This is a genomic window from Neisseria animaloris (assembly GCF_900637855.1).
GTDB classification, from domain to species: domain Bacteria; phylum Pseudomonadota; class Gammaproteobacteria; order Burkholderiales; family Neisseriaceae; genus Neisseria; species Neisseria animaloris.
This window is the reverse complement of record NZ_LR134440.1, coordinates 604684-622356: the sequence shown is the minus strand read 5'-3', so window position 1 is coordinate 622356 and position 17673 is coordinate 604684. Positions and strand designations below refer to the sequence as shown.

The window sequence follows — 17673 nt, the reverse complement described above, 5'->3', positions numbered from 1 at the left end:
ATCGTGCAGGCCGTCTGAAATTTTCAGACGGCCTGCTTGTGTGATTATTCGTACCGTGCGACGGTTCGGTTGCTTCACTATATAATGGCTGCCATGAAACAGATTACTTCAGCCCATAACGAACAACTCAAGCATCTTTCCAAGCTGCTTTCTCAAGCCAAAGCGCGGCGCGAACACAGGCAAACGGTACTGGAAGGCGTACATCTTTTGCAAGCCTATTTACAGGTAGGCTTGCCCGTGCAACAGGTTTATGTGCCTGAATCTAAAGTGCATCAAACCGAAATCGGCGAATTGTTGGCATTATTGCCCGAGGGTGCCGTTACGGTGGTAAGCCATGCCGCTTTGTCGAAAATCACCAGTCTTTCCGAGGCGGAAGACGTGATGGCTCTGATTGTGGTTCCCGAACCGCCGACATTGCCGAAGCAGGGCGATTGCGTGGTGCTGGAGCGCGTGCAGGACCCCGGCAATGTCGGCACGATTATCCGCAGTGCTGCGGCTTCGGGGGTAAAACAGTTGGTTTTGAGTGCGGACTGTGCCGATGTGTGGTCGCCGAAAGTATTGCGTTCCGGCATGGGCGCACATTTTTTACTCGATATTTTTCCCCGTGTCGATTTGCCGCAATGGTGTGCGGATTACTCCGGCAAAATCTGGGCGACGGCTTTGTCGGAACGCAATAATCACAGCCTTTACGGGATGGATTTGCGCGAACCTGCGGCATGGATATTCGGCAACGAAGGCAGCGGCATCAGCAGGCAACTGCTGGCGCAAGTGAATGGTTGCGTGAAAATTCCTATGACCGGGCAAACCGAATCGCTGAACGTGGCAATGGCGGCAACGGTGTGTTTGTTCGAGCAAATGCGCCAACGGCTTCAAATAAAGTCCGTTTAACCCAAAATCATTCTTTTCAGACGGCCTTATATTAGAATTTCCAAAAAAGACTTAATATAAGGAATAACCATGCAATTGCGACCGTTTGATGAAGCCTCTCTGCAAAGGCTGTCCGAGTTGCTTGATGCCAAAGCGGAAACCGCCAATACCATGCGTTGCGACGAAGTGCAGGCATACATGATGGCACTGCTTTCCGGCCCTGACGATTTGAATACATCCGAATGGCTGCCGGAAGTCGTCGGTGATGAAAGCCTGTTCAGCCAAGAAGAATGCGATGAAATCGAATCGCTGGTGATGAGTATGGTGTTGGACATGCGTATGAAGTTTCAAGAAAAAATGCTGCCTGATTTATGGCTGTATGAAGATGCGGCGGAGCATCCCGATTTCCATACTTGGTGTAATGCCTACCTTTATGCGCTTGATGTTGTGCCTACCGATTGGTTTGAAACCATCGACGATGAAGAATTTGAAGATTTGTTTTACCCGATTATGGCGTTGGGTGGCATTTACGACGAAGACGAAAACGGCGAAATGGTACTACACCTTACCAATAGGGAGCTGACCCAGCTCGAATCCGAACTGCCGCATGTGTTGTTGGATATTTATCACTACTGGCAAAGTGTGATTAATAAACCGAAAACCATACGCCGCGAAAGTGAAAAAATAGGCCGCAACGATCCGTGTACGTGCGGGAGCGGTAAGAAGTATAAGACTTGCTGCGGTAAAGGTGCCGCCGATGGCAGCCGGTTGATTTGAAAAACATAAGAGGCCGTCTGAAATATTTGTTTTCAGACGGCCTCTTTAATTCGGTATCGCAGCAGCAAACCGCGAAAGCCGTTTATCAACCTAAGACTTCCTGAACTTTTAAAATATCATCCAAAGTAACATCGGATTTGATACCTTCGAATTTTATCGAATTGTGATAAGTTTGGCCGTCTTTCATACCGCGGAAAGATAAAACATGCTCTTCCTGATCCCATTCCAGAAAGTGCCGTTTTTTATCCAGCAGTTCGGTAAACACCAATTTGTCTTGGTCGAAATTGAAGTTGACGATAGTATCGTGGCCGCTGTCGCTGTTGGTAACGAACACGTAACTGTCTTTTCCCGCACCGCCGAATAAATAGTCGTCGCCGGCTCCGCCGATCAATATGTCGTTGCCCGCTTCGCCAAGCAGGGTATCGTTACCGCCGTTGCTGCTGTGGTCGAGCAGTCGCGACCAGTTTTCTTCAATGAAATAACGTACGGCATGGTCGTTTGTACTGCCGAGATGTTCGCCGACATAGCTTTTCAAGGCGTGGAAGGCATCGCTGCCGTCTTCCGCTTTGAAACCCAGCCCAAACGTGCTGATGTTGTCGCCGAATAAAATATCGTTGCCGTTATTGCCTTCCAGAGTATCGTGGGTAGCTTTAACGGTATAGATTATTTTTTCACCGTTGATTTCCAATTCGGCACTATTGCGCATATCGCCGATTAAAACATCTTTACCCATATTGCCTTGCAGCTCGGCATTCTCTCCGCGGGCGTTGTTGCCTGTTTCCAATCTGTATTCGTAAGGATTGCCGGCGGTATCGTTTACGCGGATAGATAATACGGAGTCATCATAATCCGGCTCTCGCGGAAAGGAGCGACGGATACCGGGAGCAAGCTGGGTGGTAGAATAGTAAACAATATCGGGGACACGTCCGGTGAAATCGGCAAGAGGGGTGAATGTATAGCGGTCGTTTTCAATTTTGATGGTGCCCACATCATCGATGTCTATCGATTCTCCAACACGGGCATGTTTTCCTGCCACGGAAAAAGAAGTGATGCGCGGCGAAGCGGCGCGGGAATCGGGATGTAGGTTATCGAATAGAGAACCGGTAATTTCTTTGCCTTTGACGGTCCAAACATTTTCATCTTCATCAATCATAATCACACCGCCGGGTTTGCGGCCGACACTGATGTGAAACAGCTCTGATGCAAGATTGCCGTCGGCATCGATGGAAGCTACGTTGATAACATGGTTGCCGGGAGGAAGGTTGTCGAGCTTGTAGGAAAAGTTGCCGTCTTCATCAATTGATTGTGTGATGTTTTTCATATTGTGGCCGGGTTTTTCATAGCCTGTGCTGATGCGGACCACTTTACTGCCCGGTTCCACTTGTCCTTTGATTTCCAAATTGTTGGAATAGCTGTGCCATGCGTTTTCATTGTCTTTGATAACGCCGCTGTCGGAAATAATATCGATTTTCTGATTGTTTCCGTCCAAATATCCTGTCATTTCCGTCGTGGTTACGTTACCTTGTTTATCGAATGTTTTTAATTCGGCACGGACGTTGCCGCTGATTGATGACGGAATGTTCAATTCTGCTGAAAAAGTGCCGTCTTTATTAATGTTGTTGGGCGATACTTGAGAATGTTGTTCGAATATTTTGTTGTTTTTATCTCTTTCAGGGCTGTAAACGTGAATTTCGATTCTGTCGGTTTCCGAGGAAACTTGACCGGTAAGTTTAAGCATCCCGTTATTGGATTTGAATTCTTTATTGTCAATGTCGCGGCTTTCGGCACCATTGATTCCCAACCATTGTTTTATACTCATCATCCATTCTCCATTTTGTGAAAAATAATAAAGTTAAATTTAGCGGCAAAGGGTGTTTTTTCCTTTGTATGCATGAATAAGGTGGATCGGTAAAAATATTTCTAGTGAGTATGGCTTTATATTTTTCTGAATCTGTAAGTAAATATTTGTTTCAATATTTACGATGTGTACGTGTTAAAGAGTGCTGACGGTAGTGAAAGTTCTGCTGCCTTGCCGGTTTGATGCAGATTGCCGTTATTGAGTGGAGATGGGGGCCGTCTGAAATATTTGTTTTCAAACGGCTCTTTTATTTTTTGAACGGGATTTGTTTCCGGCTGTCTGAAAAAGGGGGCGACATTTATGTAAGTTTTAACGGAAAGGTACGTCCATTTCTGTATGTAGATTTTTCAACAGACGATTAGGTAATTAAATGGAAAAACTGATTCAAAAATTCCGACAATCGGATTTTGATATTTTTGCTCTTCGTGCCGGTGTGTTTCTGGTTTTTTTAGTTTACGGCATTTTCAAATGGATGCAGTTTGAAGTGGACGCTTTGGAAGCTATGCTGCCGAAAACTTGGTTGGTTTTTCTTTATCCGCTTCTAGGCGCGCATGGTGTCAGCTATCTGCTCGGTGTTGTAGAAGGCGTGGCTTATATTTCTTTGTTTCTGGGCTTTTTCAAACCGCGTTTGAGTATTATAGGAGATATTTTAGTCGTCGTTACCGGCTTTGTTACCTTAAGCCTGTTGCTGCAGCTCGGTTTTAATGGTTTCGTTTTCAAAGATGTGATGCTAATAGGTGCCGGTTTGGTGCTGTTGAAACATGATTTGAAAAAGCCGACATAAAAATAGGTTATCCGTTTTTTACTATGAAGGCGATTATTTAGTTAATACCGCCAGCCGGTGGTATTTCCAGTATATTTTCATTATGTATGAAGATAAAGGCCGTCTGAAACAGATTAATGTTTTCAGACGGCCTTTGCTATGAGGCGGTTATCTGCAAAGCCGCGATAATACGGTTGCGCAACCAGCGGGCGGCAGGAGCGATTTCGCCGGACAGCATACCGATTTCACCGATTTCCGAATCTCTCAATACATCTGCTGCCGCACCATGCAGCCATACGCCGCCGCATACCGCTTGCTCCGTGTCGATACCTTGAGCCAGCAGGCTGCCGATGATGCCGCTTAATACGTCGCCGCTGCCTGCGGTAGCCAAGCCTGCGTTGCCGCTATGGTTGGTGTAAAGATTGCCGTAGGGGTTGCATACCAGCGTTTGACGGCCTTTCAGTACAGTATAGGCGTTGAAATTGCTGCTGATGCGGTGTGCGGCAGCAGGGCGGTCGGCTTGCACTTCGGCAGTAGAAATACCGAGCATACGGGCGGCCTCGGCAGGATGGGGCGTGAGCACCAAAGCGCGGCGTTGTTTCGCTTTTTCTGCTGATTCGGGATGACGGGCCAATAAGGTAAGTGCATCGGCATCAAGCAGCAGAGGGGTTTCGGTATGCGCGGTTAATCCGGTGTGCAGAGTAGTAAGTGCATTTGCGTCCAAACCCAAACCGCAACCGATTACCCATGCACTGACATCATCGCGTTGCTGCAATATCGGCGCGGTGGCAAGCATAATTTCAGGGCGTTCGGGAATAACAGGTAAAGGCAGGGCGGGTTGATTAAAACCCGCCCACACTTTGCCGCAGCCGGTATAAACGGCCGCCGTTGCTGCCAGAACAACCGCACCGCTCATACCTGTGGCCCCGCCGATAATGCCCAGCGTGCCGTGCGTACCCTTATGGCTGTTTTCGTCGCGGAGGCTGAATACTTGCGGAAACCGTAAGGCCGTCTGAAACTGCGTGTCGAAATCCAAAGTTTGATAAGCGGCGGAAAACATAATGATTCCAGAATACAAATTGGTTACAATAACCGGACACAAACCATCATAAATGAAAGTAATATATGAAGCAAAAATTAAAAGTATGGGATTTACCCACACGTATATTTCACTGGACGCTGGTTCTGGCGATTGCCTTTATGTGGTATAGCGCAGAAACAGGCGGAAACATGTTGTTGTGGCATTTGCGCGTAGGGCTGTTGATTCTGGGGTTGGCCGTATTCCGAGTGTGCTGGGGGCTTTGGGGGAGCGATACCTCACGGTTTTCTGGCTTCGTCCGTGGCCCTGCACAAATTAAACGCTATATCCGCGGCGAAATTACCGAAAACGAACAACCCGGGCACAACCCTCTGGGGGCTCTGATGGTGCTGGCCTTGCTCGGAGCAGTGCTGTTTCAGGTAACAACCGGTTTGTTCTCGCCCGACGAAAACACATTCGACAACAATGGATATCTGAACGCTTTAATCAGCGAAGATACCGGCAGTGCAATACGCAAAATCCATATCACTTTTTTCAATATATTATTGGGCTTGGCCGCAGTACACGTTGCCACGATTTTGCTGTACCGCTTTGTGAAGAAACACAACCTTGTCACTCCGATGATCACCGGTTATAAATATCTCGAAGGCAAACTGCCCGTGCTGAAATTTGCCGGTGCCGGTAAATTTATCGCCGCCGTTGCGGTGGCTGCGGCAGTGGTGTGGCTGGTGTTGGGTTTATCTTAACAGTTTGAAATTTTAAAAGAATATAATAGGCCGTCTGAAATGCCAAACAGCTTTTTCAGACGGCCTTTATTTGTTGGCCAAACAGTGTGTTTACGGCTGTTTCAATTCCCGGATATCGCGCCAGCCGTCGTTGGTTTTAACCAGTGTGGCGGTTTGGTGAACGTCTTGTTTTGCATGTGCCCAGTCTTTGCCGCTTTCTTTCAATAGTTTTTCCGCCCAGCGTTCCGGTTCGAAGCGGGCTTCGTAAGATACTTTGGTCATGATCACGCCGTTGTAGGGAGCGGGTTCGGTAAACCAGTTGATTTTTTTAACAGTTTGTTTGCCGAGGCAGAAACGCGGGCCCTGCGGGGTTAGCCGGGTGCGGGCTTGGCCTTTTTCGGTTAATGTGTATACGCGGATTTTAATATTGTTTTTGCTGCCGAGTATGTTCAATGTTTCGGATTCGCCTTTTTTATACAGGCCTTCGCTGTCGAGAATCTGCATTTGTTTGATGGCTTGTTCGTTAACGTTTTTACCGTCGAGGTTTTTTTCGACGATTTTGATAACGGGTTCTCCTAAAACGGTGTCGGTTGATATGATATTGATACCGTTGTGGTTTTGTACGCTCAAGGCAATGGGCAGGCAAACGCTGTTGCCTGATGCATAGCGGTTGATGGTTTTTTCGAAGGTTGTTTTATCGGCATTGTTGCCGTTGGAACAGGCAGCCAACAGCAAGGCGGCTGCGGTTAGGGTAAGTTTATTCATGCGTATCTCCAAGATGTAGGGAACGGCTGCTAGCATAGCCCTTTTCATGCTTCATGACAAACCCTTCCGGTATCCGTACAATACAGGCCGTCTAAAAATATATTGAAGTGAATCCGATGACGATTATTTATGGTATTCCAAACTGCGACACTGTTAAAAAAGCCCGTGCTTGGTTGGCGGAAAACGGTATTGTTGCCGAATTTGTCGATTTCAAAAAAACGCCGCCCGATGAAAGATTGGTTCAAAGCTGGCTGAGGGATATTCCGCTGGAAACACTGCTGAACAAACGCGGCACCACTTGGCGCAAACTTACCGCTGAAGAGCAGGCACTGGCCGATACTCAGGAAGGTGCCGTGGAGTTGATGGTTGCACAGCCGAGTTTGATCAAACGCCCTGTTTTGAACTGCAACGGGCGGTATTATGCCGGTTTTCAGACGGCCTCTTACGAAGAGATTTTTGCTAAATAAAGGATTGGCAACGCAAGGCCGTCTGAAAATATGCATTTCCTTTTTGAATTCGGAGTACGGTTAAATTCATTCGAATCGCGCTGCTGATACCGGAAGTTTTCAGTATATCGGCTCGCAAGTAAACTGCACCTTCATTAAGTTGGAGGTGCAGTTTATATTTTCAGACGGCCTGTCGGTATATACAAGGTATGTTTGTATCGTTACAGCGGTTTCTACGTGTTTTTTTCCGTTATCGGCTGGTTTCGGAAAATGCCGACGGGCAAAATAATCACCGATTAAAGCAGATTAACCCCAGCTTGCATTTCTTAACTCCTTATGCTGAAATGCCGTCAATCAGAATAATGCCAATATTGAGGAGTGAGTGTATGGATGTATTGAAGAATTTTTTCGACACCGTCGGCAGTTGGGTTTGGGGACCGGTGATGCTGATATTGCTGGTCGGCACGGGCGTGCTGCTGACGTTCATGTTGAAAGGCTTGCAATTCAGTATGTTGGGCTATGCTTTGAAGCAAGCGTTCAGGCCGCATACGAAAAAGGAAGACGGTAGCGATCACGATGGCGATATTTCGCATTTCGGCGCGTTGATGACCGCGCTTTCGGCTACCATCGGCACGGGTAATATCGCCGGCGTTGCTACGGCGGTTGTGGCGGGTGGCCCGGGAGCGGTATTCTGGATGTGGATTACTGCTATTTTCGGTATGGCGACCAAATACGGCGAAGGCGTATTGGCGGTGAAATACCGTACCGTCAACAGAAAGGGTGAAATGTCCGGCGGCCCGATGTATTACATTGAACGCGGTTTGGGCCGCAAATGGAAATGGCTGGCTTATGCTTTCGCTTTTTTCGGTACGGTGGCTTCGTTCGGTATCGGCAGTTCGGTGCAGTCGAACTCGGTAGCGCAGGCGATTCATATCAGTTTCAATGTCGATCCTGTTTATACCGGCATTGTTTTGACGATTCTTACTGCGATTGTGGTGTTGGGAGGTATCCGCAGCATTGCGACCGCCTCTTCGTTTATCGTGCCCGTGATGGCGGTGCTTTATGTGTTGGGCGGCTTGGGCATTATCTTGCTTAACCTGTCTCTGGTCGCACCCGCTATCCAGCTGATTCTGACCGATGCTTTTACCGGGCAGGCCGTGGCCGGCGGTGCGATCGGCAGCGTTATCCGTTACGGTGTGGCGCGCGGCGTGTTTTCAAACGAAGCCGGTATGGGTTCGGCTCCGATTGCGGCGGCGGCAGCCAAAACCGACCATCCCGTGCGTCAGGCACTGGTTTCTATGACCGGCACGTTTCTGGATACCATCGTGGTGTGTTCGATTACCGGTATTGTGTTGGTAATGGGGTTGCTCGGTGCTGACGGCGGGTTTGTGAAACCCGAAATTTCAGGTGCGGCGTTGACGACCACGACTTTTAACCGGCTTTTGCCCGGCCCCGGCGGTTGGATTGTTACCATCGGTTTGATTTTCTTCGCGTATTCCACTATCTTGGGGTGGTGTTACTACGGCGAAAAATGTGCGGCCTATGTGTTCGGCGACAGTTTCGCAAATTTATACCGGGTGTTTTATGTGGCTACCGTGATGTTGGGTACGGTGGTGAGCCTTGATTTGGTTTGGCTGGCGGCAGATACGTTCAACGGTCTGATGGCGATTCCGAACTTGATTGCCCTGATTCTGCTGTCGAAGATTATCGTCAGCGAAACGCAGGATTTCAAAGCCAAGCGCAGAAGCGGCGAACTGCCTTAATCTTTACCGTTTTGCTGCAAAGGTTTTTCAGACGGCCTGAGTGTATTGCTCGGGCCGTTTTGTATGAGGCCGTCTGAAAAGCCTGTGAGCCGTATTGTTTTGCATGGCGATATAATGTTGCCGATGAGTGAGGATGAATATTTGAAAAGGCCGTCTGAAAACATGAAAACCGTTTGTTTCGTTACCGGCACCGACACCGAAGTGGGCAAAACGTTCTGCACCGCCGCCTTGCTGCATGCCGCATCGCGGGCGGGGTACCGCAGTATCGGATTCAAGCCGGTGGCTTCGGAAGCGGATGCCGAAGGATACAATGCCGACGTATTGGCTCTGCAAGCCGCTTCCGCCGTGAAGTTGCCGTATCACATGCATAATCGTTATACCTTTGCCGAAGCCACCGCTCCGCATCTTGCCGCGGCGGACGAGGGCAGAAAGATAGAGATGCAAGTATTGAGCCGCGGGCTGCAAGCGGTTAAAGAAAAAGGCGATTTTATTTTGACGGAAGGAGCCGGAGGTTGGTTTACACCGTTGAGCGGCGGAGCTGATTTTGCCGATTGGGTGGCGGCAGAAAAATTGCCTGTTATCTTAGTGGTGGGCATGAAACTCGGCTGCATCAACCATGCGCTTTTGACGGTGCAAGCCGTTAAGCAGGCCGGGCTGCCTTTGGTGGGATGGATTGCCAACTGTATCAGCGCACAGCCGCATCGTTTGGATGATTATTTGGCCGCTTTGAAGCAGCGCATTCCCGCGCCTCTGCTCGGTGTGATGCCGTATTTGCCGGACGGTGGGGCTGAAGAGGCGGCACGTTATCTGGATGTAAAACCGTTGGAGGCCGTCTGAAACCATGTTTGTCGTGCAAAGAATTTACGATTACCAACCGGAACGGCAAGATTTTCAGACGGCCGTATTTATCGACCGCCTTTATCCGCGCGGAATTGCCAAAGAAAAAATGGCTGCGGTGGAATGGTTGAAAGACCTTACGCCGAGCACGCCACTGCGCCGTTGGTATCACGAAAACCCCGAGCAGCATTTTGAAGAGTTTGCCGTACGCTATGTCGGGGAATTGCAAGGAGAAAGGCAGCAACAAGCGATAGGCCGTCTGAAAACATTGGCGGCTGGAAGCCGCGCGGTATTGCTGTTGACCGCCGTGAAGCATCCTGTCCGTTCGCATGTGTCCGTGCTGGAAGAATATTTGGGAGAACGGTTTATTTATCGGTAGCGGCAAGGCTTTAGGCCGTCTGAATCTTTGAATTGCCTTTCAAAGTTCGAACACGATTGCATCATCAAACGGCGGATATCAAGCCGAGGGAAAAGACCCGACTGTGGGGCAAGTTCATCTTTTCAGACGGCCTTCCATATGGAAAGAAGCGGATGCAGGGGGATTAATCTCTGTATAAACGCCAGAAATGCGCCAGAGGGCCGCGGCCTTTGCCCAACCGCCAGCCTGCACCCCGTTCGATGGCTCCGTGCAGATAGGTTTTGGCCGCAGCAACGGCGGTATTCAGATTGGTATGCTGCGGGCGCAGGGCAGCGATAGCGGCGGCCAATGTGCAGCCCGTGCCGTGGGTATGCGGTGTGTCGATACGGCTGTTGCGGAAGCATTGGGGCTCGTGTTCGTAAGGCATCAGCCAATCGCGCGCTTCTTTGCTGTTTTCCCAATGTCCGCCTTTGAGCAGCACGGCTTTTGCGCCTTTTTCCAGCAATTGTCGGCCTTGTTCCAGCATTTCGGTTTCGTCTTTTGCCAAAGGATTGCCGGTCAGTTGGGCCAATTCGTTGAGGTTGGGGGTAATTAAATCGGCCAACGGCAAAAATTCTCCACAGATGGTTTCGACGGTGTCTTCCAAAGCAAGTTTGTCGCCTGAGGTGGCTATAAGCACCGGATCAAGCACTATAAACGGAACGCTGTATTTACGCAGGGTAGTTGCCACGGCCAGAATGGATGCCGTGTCGGGCAGCATGCCGATTTTGACCGAGTCGAAACGGATGTCGGAGAGGACGGAATGACATTGCTCGGCAATCATTTCCGGCGGAATCACATGCACGCCTTGTACGCCTTGCGTATTTTGTGCGGTAACGGCGGTAATCACGCTGGCTCCGTAAGCGCCGAGTGCCCCGAATGTTTTCAAATCTGCCTGAATACCTGCGCCGCCGCCGGAATCGGAACCGGCTATGGTAAGCGAGCGGGTGAGCGGTTTGTTCGGCATAGCGTTTCCTTTTAGTGTGTGTGTTCGGAGTATCCGACCGTTCTGCCCGTATGGCGGGCGGACGGGCAGGGTGGGTTTTAAATAGATGCAAATGTTTTATTTTAGTTTCATCGGGTCGTCTGAAAATCAGGGGGCGAGCCTTTCTTTAACCCATGTGCCGTTTTCGAGACGGTATTGGATGCGGTCGTGCAAACGGCTCGGGCGGCCCTGCCAGAATTCCACGCGGTCGGGAATGATGATGTAGCCGCCCCAATGCGGCGGACGCGGTACGTGCAGCGGGTGTTTCAGTCCGACCGCCGCCGCCCGCGTTACCAATACGGTTTTGCTTGAAATAACCGTGCTTTGCTCGCTGGCCCATGCGCCGATGCGACTGGTGTAGGGGCGGGAATCGAAATATTGGTCGGAAGCCTCTGCGCTCAGTTTTTCAACGCTGCCTTCCACGCGCACCTGACGTTCCAATTCCGGCCAGAAGAAGGTTAGCGAAGCGAACGGATTGGCTTCCAGCGCCTCCCCTTTGCGGCTGCGGTAGTTGCTGAAGAACACGAAGCCTCTCGAATTGACTTCTTTCAGCAAAACCATGCGGCTGCTCGGACGGCCGTCGGCATTGACGGTGGCGACGTTCATCGCGGTCGGTTCGTTTACTTCCGCCCGTACTGCTTCATCGAGCCAGTGTTCGAACTGTACAATCGGGCTGGCATCGCATTCGTTTTCAGATAATTCCTGCTTGCTGTAATCTTCGCGGATATGGTGTAAATCCATGATATTTCCCAAATAATCAATAAATCGGATCATTGTGCGTTTCAGGCGCACGGTTCGGCATTGCGCCGACATCTTCCAATCGTAGCAGAGTATGAATGGTAAGCCATTTCAGTATAAAGGCATACCGATGTTTTCAGACGGCCTCATCTTACTTCCGGCCACCATTCGCGTGTAACCGTATTTTGGTCGAACACCTGCCCTAAAACAGGCGTAAGTGGCTCGATGCCGTATTGTTTGACCAGCGGCACGCTTCGGCAAACGGGATCGTTCCATGCGTGGATGGAAAGGGCGTAAGCACCCCAATGCACGGGTACGAAGCGTTTGGTTTTTACCTCGCGGGCGGCTTGGGCGGTTTGTTCGGGCATCATGTGGTTGTCTGTCCAAGCGGTGTTGTATTGCCCGTTTTCGATGAAAGCGATATCGAAACCGCCGAAACGTTTGCCTATTTCGGCAAAATGACCGGGGTAAGACGAATCTCCCGAATAATAAATCTGCCCGGTAGAGGTTTGAAACACCCAACCCGCCCATAAAGACCGGTTGCGGTCGAACAAACTGCGCCCGCTGTAATGCCGCGCAGGTACAGCATGGTATTTTACGCCGTGATATTCAAGCGATTGCCACCAGTCCAGTTCGTGTATCCGTTCCGACCGGATGCCGTATTTTCGCAGCAAAACACCAAAACCGAGCGGCACGATAAATTGCACCGGTTTATCGGCGAAATGGCGCACTGCATCTTTATCGAAGTGGTCGTAATGGTCGTGGCTGTACACTACCGTATCAATGGGCGGCAGTTCTTCCCAGCCGGCCGGCGGAGGTTGGAAGCGTTTGATGAATGCCGGAACGGGCGAGGCGTAGTCCGAGAACACAGGGTCGATTAAGATGGTTTGATTGTTCAGGCGCATCATTAAAGTGGAATGGCCGAACCAGATAAATTTGCCGTCCGAATCGGGAGCCAAGAAAGCCTGCCAATCAGGTTTCATCATCGGCAAAGGGGAGGGCGGAGCCAATTTCGAGCGGTTGAACATGATTTCCCATTGTGCGGAAAGCACGCCTTTTAAATCCATCGCACCAATCGGCGGGGTGTTGAAAAATTTCTTTTTCGTAGGGCAATAGTGATCGCCGGCGGGATAAACGGGACGACGGCCGGGTCGTAAAAAGGCAGCCGAACCGAGATACGACAAAACGGCGGAGGTATGGTGTTTGAGTTTCAAACCGCGTTCCTATACAGGGTGTGGGAACGGATATTATAGCCTTGAATGTCGGGCGCACGATAATAGGAGCGATAGCGGGCGGGCTTTAATCAAATTGAAACAAACAGGCCGTCTGAAAAGTTTCAGACGGCCTGTCGGTTCGCTTAAAGCGGGAGTTTATCGATATTGTTGCAGCAGTTTATCGGCGGCCACGATGGCATCGTATACCATGTCGGGCGTTACTTTGAACGGCTCGTTGTGGATAGTTTCCCCTTCCGCGCATGCAAGTTTCGCCACTTCGTGCCATTCGGCTTCTTTAAATTCTTTCAAGCCTAAGTCTTTCAGGGTAAGCGGCAGGCCGACGGCTTTAATAATGCCGATAACTTCTTCCAATTCTTCGGTCGGCGCACCTTCCAGCACCAGTTGAGCCACCAATCCGAACGCCACTTTTTCGCCGTGCATGGCCCCGTGCAGGTCATGAACGGCGGTCATGCCGTTATGGATGGCGTGTGCGGCGGCCAATCCGCCCGATTCCGCCCCTACGCCGCTCATGTAAATAGTGGCTTCGATCGTGCGTTCCAATGCCGGAGTAACGGATTTGGCGGCAACGGCGCTCATGGCCTGAGGGGCATAGTCGCGGATGGTTTCGTAACACATTTTGGCAATACCCAAGCCGGTTAGGCTCGGCTGCATCAATACCAAATTGATACCGTTGGTGGCGTAGCAAGTGCGTGCTTCAAAATAAGTGGCCAAACCGTCTCCGACACCGGCTGCAAAAAAGCGTGCGGGTTCGGCAGCCAACAGCTTGGTGTCGGCCAATACCGCGTCCGGATTGTTGGGCAGGAACAGATAGCGGTTGAACGAGCCGTCAGGGTTGTATATCACGGTTAAAGCCGTGCACGGTGCGTCGGTTGAGGCTAGGGTGGGGAAAATAACGACGGGCACTTTTTGGTAATAAGCCACCGCTTTGGCGGTATCAAGCGTTTTGCCGCCGCCGATACCGACAACGAATTCGCAATTTCCGGTACCGAATTCCGTTTTCTGGCGTTCGATTTCTTCATCGGAACTTTCGCCGCCGAATACGCTGAATATTGCCTTTAAGCCGTGTTCTTCCAAACTGGGTCGTGTTTCGGTTTTGGCTTTTTCAAGAATGAACGGATCGCAGATAATCAAACCGGCATTGCCGTATTGCTTGATGTGTTTGCCCAAATCGCCCAACAAACCGGCTTGGATGAGGAATTTCATAGGGGAGGTGATGGATTTGACGGTTGCCATTTGCGTTCCTTTCTTGAATGTTTCGGATACGTGAAATTTTCTTACATTTATACGCCGGTTATGGCGGGCTCTGTTTGTGCCAAGTCAAAGATTTTTTTATATATTAAATATTTACGTAATCTTTAATTTTGTGAACGTATTGCGTAACGGCAGTTTGGACGTGCGGAAAATCGTTGCCCCGGTAGAGGACGGATATAAAGGTCGGCGATTCGGTTATAATGCTGTCGAAAGCAATATCGAATGCGAGGGATAAAGTGGAAAAAGAAAAAATATATTATGCCGCCGTTATCCTGATTTCTGCGGTTTCCGTTTTGCTCGGCCCGTTTTTTTATGTGCGCCGCGGCAATACCGTAAACGGCCGCCATGTCAAACGCCAATGGAAAACGGTGTGGGTAAGTAATATATTGATTGCATTGATATTGTTGGCAATATGGTGGTTTTGGCTGCGTTAAGGGGCCGTCTGAAAACCATCACTTCCGATAGCAAACCAACATGAAAAATAAGGAAAACCGATGAAAACGATAAAATATTTTCTGCCACTGTTTTTGATTGCCGCCTTTCCGGCATCGGCCGCCTCCGTTTATGAGTGCGTCGATAAAAACGGCCAGCGTATTTATACGCAAAATCCCGGCAGCAGTTGCAACAAAACCGATTTGGGCCGTCCGGCTGTTTATACGTCTGTTCCTGCGACCGTCGTGCCAACCCGACCGAGTTCCGATACGCCTGAAAAACACGCCGGTAATGCAGTATCTGCCGATATTCGTGCTGCACAACAACTGTTGGAGCAGGCTAAAAAAAATTTAACCGAAGGTAAACAGGTGCGCTATGGCAATGAACGTAATTATGCGAAATATCAAGAGCGCATTCGGGGTTTGGAAAAAGCGGTAAGCGACGCACAGAAGAAATTGGATGGTTTGAAAAATAGTGCGGCAGACGCTTCATCTGCGGAAACACTGAGATAATCGAAAGAGGCCGTCTGAACTTTCAGACGGCCTCTTTCGATTATCAGCCGATATTAAGCGGCAAAGCGTTTGGCTACTTCGTCCCAATTTACGATTTCCCAGAAACCTTTCAGGTAGTTGGGGCGACTGTTGCGGTAATCGATGTAGTAAGCGTGCTCCCACACGTCGCAAGTCAGCAGCGGGGTATTTTCAGTAGCCAGAGGGGTAACGGCGTTGTCGGTAGAAACCAAGTCCAATTCGCCGGCAGGCGTTTTTACCAACCAAGCCCAACCTGAACCGAATGTGCCCGCAGCGCAAGCATTAAAGGCTTCTTGAAACTTCTCGAAGCTGCCCCATTTGGCATCGATTGCAGCGGCCAACTTGCCGGAAGGTTTCCCTTGGCCTTTGGGGGTGAAGCTGAGCCAATAAAAAGTATGGTTCCAAGTTTGGGCTGCGTTGTTAAACACGCCGCCTGAAGATTTTTTTACAATTTCTTCCAAAGACGCATTTTCAAATTCGGTGCCTTTGATTTGGTTGTTTAAATTGGTGATATAGGTTTGGTGGTGCTTGCCGTAGTGGTATTCCAACGTTTCTTTAGACAGATGAGGCTCCAAAGCATCTAAAGCATACGGTAATTGTGGTAGTTGGTGTTCCATGGGGTACTCCTGTTGTGGTTTGTTTTATTTAGTGCGGCCGACTACCAGCTGCTACTGGTTTTTATTGACGGCTGCAAAGGTTTGCGTCGTATGTATCTGCAAAAAGATACGTTTTGAATTTTACCCGTTCCGCTTTTAAAAGACCAATAAAAACTTCCGTTCGGCTATAATACGAAGTTTCGCAACATACATCCGTTTTAAGGATACTCCATGGACGATTACACCGATATGATGCAGTCTGAAGACCGTGAAGTCAGTGCATTGTCATTGCCTCCGCATTCGATGGAAGCGGAGCAGTCGGTGTTGGGCGGCTTGCTGCTTGAAAATGCAGCATGGGATAGAATCGCAGATGTCGTTTCAGGCGAAGATTTTTACCGGCACGAACACCGTCTGATTTTCCGGGCAATTGCTGCTTTGATTAACAGCAGCCGCCCTGCCGATGTCATTACCGTGCAGGAAGCATTGGAGCGCAGCGAAGAACTTGAGGCCGCCGGTGGATTTAATTATCTGATTACCCTCGCACAAAACACGCCGTCGGCAGCCAATATCGGACGTTATGCCGAAATTGTGCGTGAACGTTCGATTATGCGCCAACTGGCGGAAGTGGGAACGGAAATCGCACGCAGTGCATACAATCCGCAAGGCAGGGATGCAGGGCAGCTTTTGGATGAGGCGGAAAACAAAGTATTTCAAATTGCAGAGAGTACGGCTAAGGCCAAGCAGGGGTTTCTTGAAATGCCGGAGCTGCTGCGGGAAGTGGTTGCCCGTATCGACATGCTCTATTCACGCGATAATCCCGATGAAGTAACCGGTGTCGCTACCGGTTTTATCGACTTGGATAAAAAAACTTCTGGTCTCCAACCCGGCGACCTGATTATCGTAGCGGGCCGCCCGTCTATGGGTAAAACAGCGTTTTCCATCAATATCGCCGAACACGTGGCGGTAGAGTCAAAACTGCCCGTTGCCGTATTTTCAATGGAAATGGGCGGTGCACAACTGGTTATGCGTATGCTCGGATCGGTAGGCCGGCTTGACCAGCATGTTTTAAAAACGGGCCGTTTGGAAGACGAGCATTGGGGCCGTCTGAATGAAGCGGTAGTAAAACTTTCGGATGCTCCGATGTTTATCGACGAAACGCCGGGCCTAACTGCACTTGAACTTCGCGCCCGTGCCCGCCGCCTTGCTCGCCGGTTCGACGGCAAGTTGGGATTGATCGTTATCGACTATTTGCAATTAATGGCAGGTTCCGGCCGCTCCGATAACCGGGCATCTGAACTGGGTGAAATTTCACGCTCGCTCAAAGCGTTGGCAAAAGAGTTGCAAGTACCCGTTATTGCTTTGTCCCAATTAAGCCGTACTGTGGAACAGCGTACCGATAAGCGCCCGATGATGTCTGATTTGCGAGAATCCGGAGCGATTGAGCAAGATGCAGATTTAATTATGTTTATGTATCGTGATGAGTACTACAATGCCGAAACGCAATTTAAAGGCTTGGCAGAATGTATTATCGGTAAACACCGTAACGGCCCTACCGGTAAAGTATTTCTCACGTTCATCGGTCAATTTACCAAATTTGAAAATGCAGCTTATGTGCCGGAAGCGGCAATGATGGAAGATTGATACAGATTATTGTAAAAATTAGCCTGAT

19 protein-coding genes are annotated in these 17673 nt (G+C 49.7%); 11 read left to right on the top strand and 8 right to left on the bottom strand.

Going from position 1 to position 17673, the window contains the following annotated elements; translation table 11 throughout:
- The first annotated feature begins 93 nt into the window (after positions 1-93).
- A complete protein-coding gene (locus EL216_RS03010; protein WP_085390535.1) occupies positions 94-888 on the top strand; it encodes a TrmH family RNA methyltransferase in 795 nt (264 codons plus the stop codon).
- Positions 889-957: 69 nt separating this feature from the next.
- On the top strand, positions 958-1644 hold the full coding sequence (locus tag EL216_RS03005) for a UPF0149 family protein (protein WP_085390457.1): 687 nt from the start codon (positions 958-960) through the stop codon (positions 1642-1644).
- 85 nt (positions 1645-1729) lie between these two features.
- Here the strand turns inward: EL216_RS03005 and EL216_RS03000 are convergent, their stop codons facing one another.
- Entirely contained in the window at positions 1730-3466 is a 1737-nt protein-coding gene (locus EL216_RS03000) for a calcium-binding protein (RefSeq protein WP_085390459.1), read from the bottom strand.
- A gap of 406 nt (positions 3467-3872) precedes the next feature.
- Between EL216_RS03000 and EL216_RS02995 the strand changes: the two genes are divergently transcribed.
- Entirely contained in the window at positions 3873-4286 is a 414-nt protein-coding gene (locus tag EL216_RS02995) for a DUF417 family protein (RefSeq protein ID WP_085390461.1), read from the top strand.
- Positions 4287-4422: 136 nt separating this feature from the next.
- Here EL216_RS02995 and EL216_RS02990 read toward each other — a convergent pair whose 3' ends face one another.
- Complete coding sequence (locus EL216_RS02990) at positions 4423-5325, bottom strand: NAD(P)H-hydrate dehydratase (RefSeq protein WP_085390463.1); 903 nt, start codon at positions 5323-5325, stop codon at positions 4423-4425.
- 65 nt (positions 5326-5390) lie between these two features.
- Here EL216_RS02990 and EL216_RS02985 point away from each other — a divergent pair, with 65 nt between their 5' ends.
- Positions 5391-6050 carry a cytochrome b/b6 domain-containing protein gene (locus tag EL216_RS02985; RefSeq protein WP_085390465.1) on the top strand — a complete coding sequence of 220 codons (660 nt, stop codon included), beginning with the start codon at positions 5391-5393 and terminating at the stop codon, positions 6048-6050.
- Between the two features lie 90 nt (positions 6051-6140).
- On the opposite strand, the gene EL216_RS02980 is transcribed toward EL216_RS02985, so the two are convergent.
- Positions 6141-6794: a hypothetical protein gene (locus tag EL216_RS02980; protein WP_126300830.1), complete on the bottom strand. Its 654-nt coding sequence runs from the start codon at positions 6792-6794 to the stop codon at positions 6141-6143.
- A 116-nt stretch (positions 6795-6910) separates the two neighbouring features.
- Between EL216_RS02980 and EL216_RS02975 the strand changes: the two genes are divergently transcribed.
- The 4 genes from EL216_RS02975 (at position 6911) to EL216_RS02960 (ending at position 10219) form a co-directional block, all read left to right on the top strand.
- A complete protein-coding gene (locus EL216_RS02975; protein ID WP_085390470.1) occupies positions 6911-7261 on the top strand; it encodes an arsenate reductase in 351 nt (116 codons plus the stop codon).
- Positions 7262-7626: 365 nt separating this feature from the next.
- Entirely contained in the window at positions 7627-9003 is a 1377-nt protein-coding gene (locus EL216_RS02970; protein ID WP_085390472.1) for an alanine/glycine:cation symporter family protein, read from the top strand.
- An 84-nt stretch (positions 9004-9087) separates the two neighbouring features.
- The gene (gene bioD / locus EL216_RS02965; RefSeq protein WP_232005259.1) at positions 9088-9840 is read left to right on the top strand and encodes a dethiobiotin synthase; all 753 of its coding nucleotides are present in this window, start codon (positions 9088-9090) and stop codon (positions 9838-9840) included.
- Positions 9841-9844: 4 nt separating this feature from the next.
- Positions 9845-10219, top strand: coding sequence for a DUF488 domain-containing protein (locus EL216_RS02960; RefSeq protein ID WP_085390473.1), 375 nt, complete (start codon positions 9845-9847; stop codon positions 10217-10219).
- Between the two features lie 163 nt (positions 10220-10382).
- Here the strand turns inward: EL216_RS02960 and thiD are convergent, their stop codons facing one another.
- From thiD to EL216_RS02940, 4 genes are all read right to left on the bottom strand, one after another.
- A complete protein-coding gene (gene thiD, locus EL216_RS02955) occupies positions 10383-11204 on the bottom strand; it encodes a bifunctional hydroxymethylpyrimidine kinase/phosphomethylpyrimidine kinase (RefSeq protein ID WP_085390474.1) in 822 nt (273 codons plus the stop codon).
- 126 nt (positions 11205-11330) lie between these two features.
- Entirely contained in the window at positions 11331-11963 is a 633-nt protein-coding gene (gene pdxH / locus EL216_RS02950; protein ID WP_085390538.1) for a pyridoxamine 5'-phosphate oxidase, read from the bottom strand.
- Positions 11964-12106: 143 nt separating this feature from the next.
- On the bottom strand, positions 12107-13174 hold the full coding sequence (locus tag EL216_RS02945) for an MBL fold metallo-hydrolase (RefSeq protein ID WP_085390476.1): 1068 nt from the start codon (positions 13172-13174) through the stop codon (positions 12107-12109).
- Between the two features lie 156 nt (positions 13175-13330).
- Complete coding sequence (locus tag EL216_RS02940; protein ID WP_085390478.1) at positions 13331-14428, bottom strand: glycerol dehydrogenase; 1098 nt, start codon at positions 14426-14428, stop codon at positions 13331-13333.
- Between the two features lie 218 nt (positions 14429-14646).
- On the opposite strand from EL216_RS02940, the gene EL216_RS02935 reads away from it, so the two are divergent.
- Both EL216_RS02935 and EL216_RS02930 read left to right on the top strand, forming a co-directional pair.
- A complete protein-coding gene (locus EL216_RS02935) occupies positions 14647-14880 on the top strand; it encodes a hypothetical protein (RefSeq protein ID WP_232005258.1) in 234 nt (77 codons plus the stop codon).
- Between the two features lie 60 nt (positions 14881-14940).
- The gene (locus EL216_RS02930) at positions 14941-15390 is read left to right on the top strand and encodes a DUF4124 domain-containing protein (protein ID WP_085390480.1); all 450 of its coding nucleotides are present in this window, start codon (positions 14941-14943) and stop codon (positions 15388-15390) included.
- 53 nt (positions 15391-15443) lie between these two features.
- Here EL216_RS02930 and EL216_RS02925 read toward each other — a convergent pair whose 3' ends face one another.
- Positions 15444-16025: a superoxide dismutase gene (locus tag EL216_RS02925; RefSeq protein WP_085390481.1), complete on the bottom strand. Its 582-nt coding sequence runs from the start codon at positions 16023-16025 to the stop codon at positions 15444-15446.
- A gap of 210 nt (positions 16026-16235) precedes the next feature.
- Between EL216_RS02925 and dnaB the strand changes: the two genes are divergently transcribed.
- Positions 16236-17645, top strand: coding sequence for a replicative DNA helicase (gene dnaB, locus EL216_RS02920; protein WP_085390483.1), 1410 nt, complete (start codon positions 16236-16238; stop codon positions 17643-17645).
- The last annotated feature ends 28 nt before the right edge of the window (positions 17646-17673 follow it).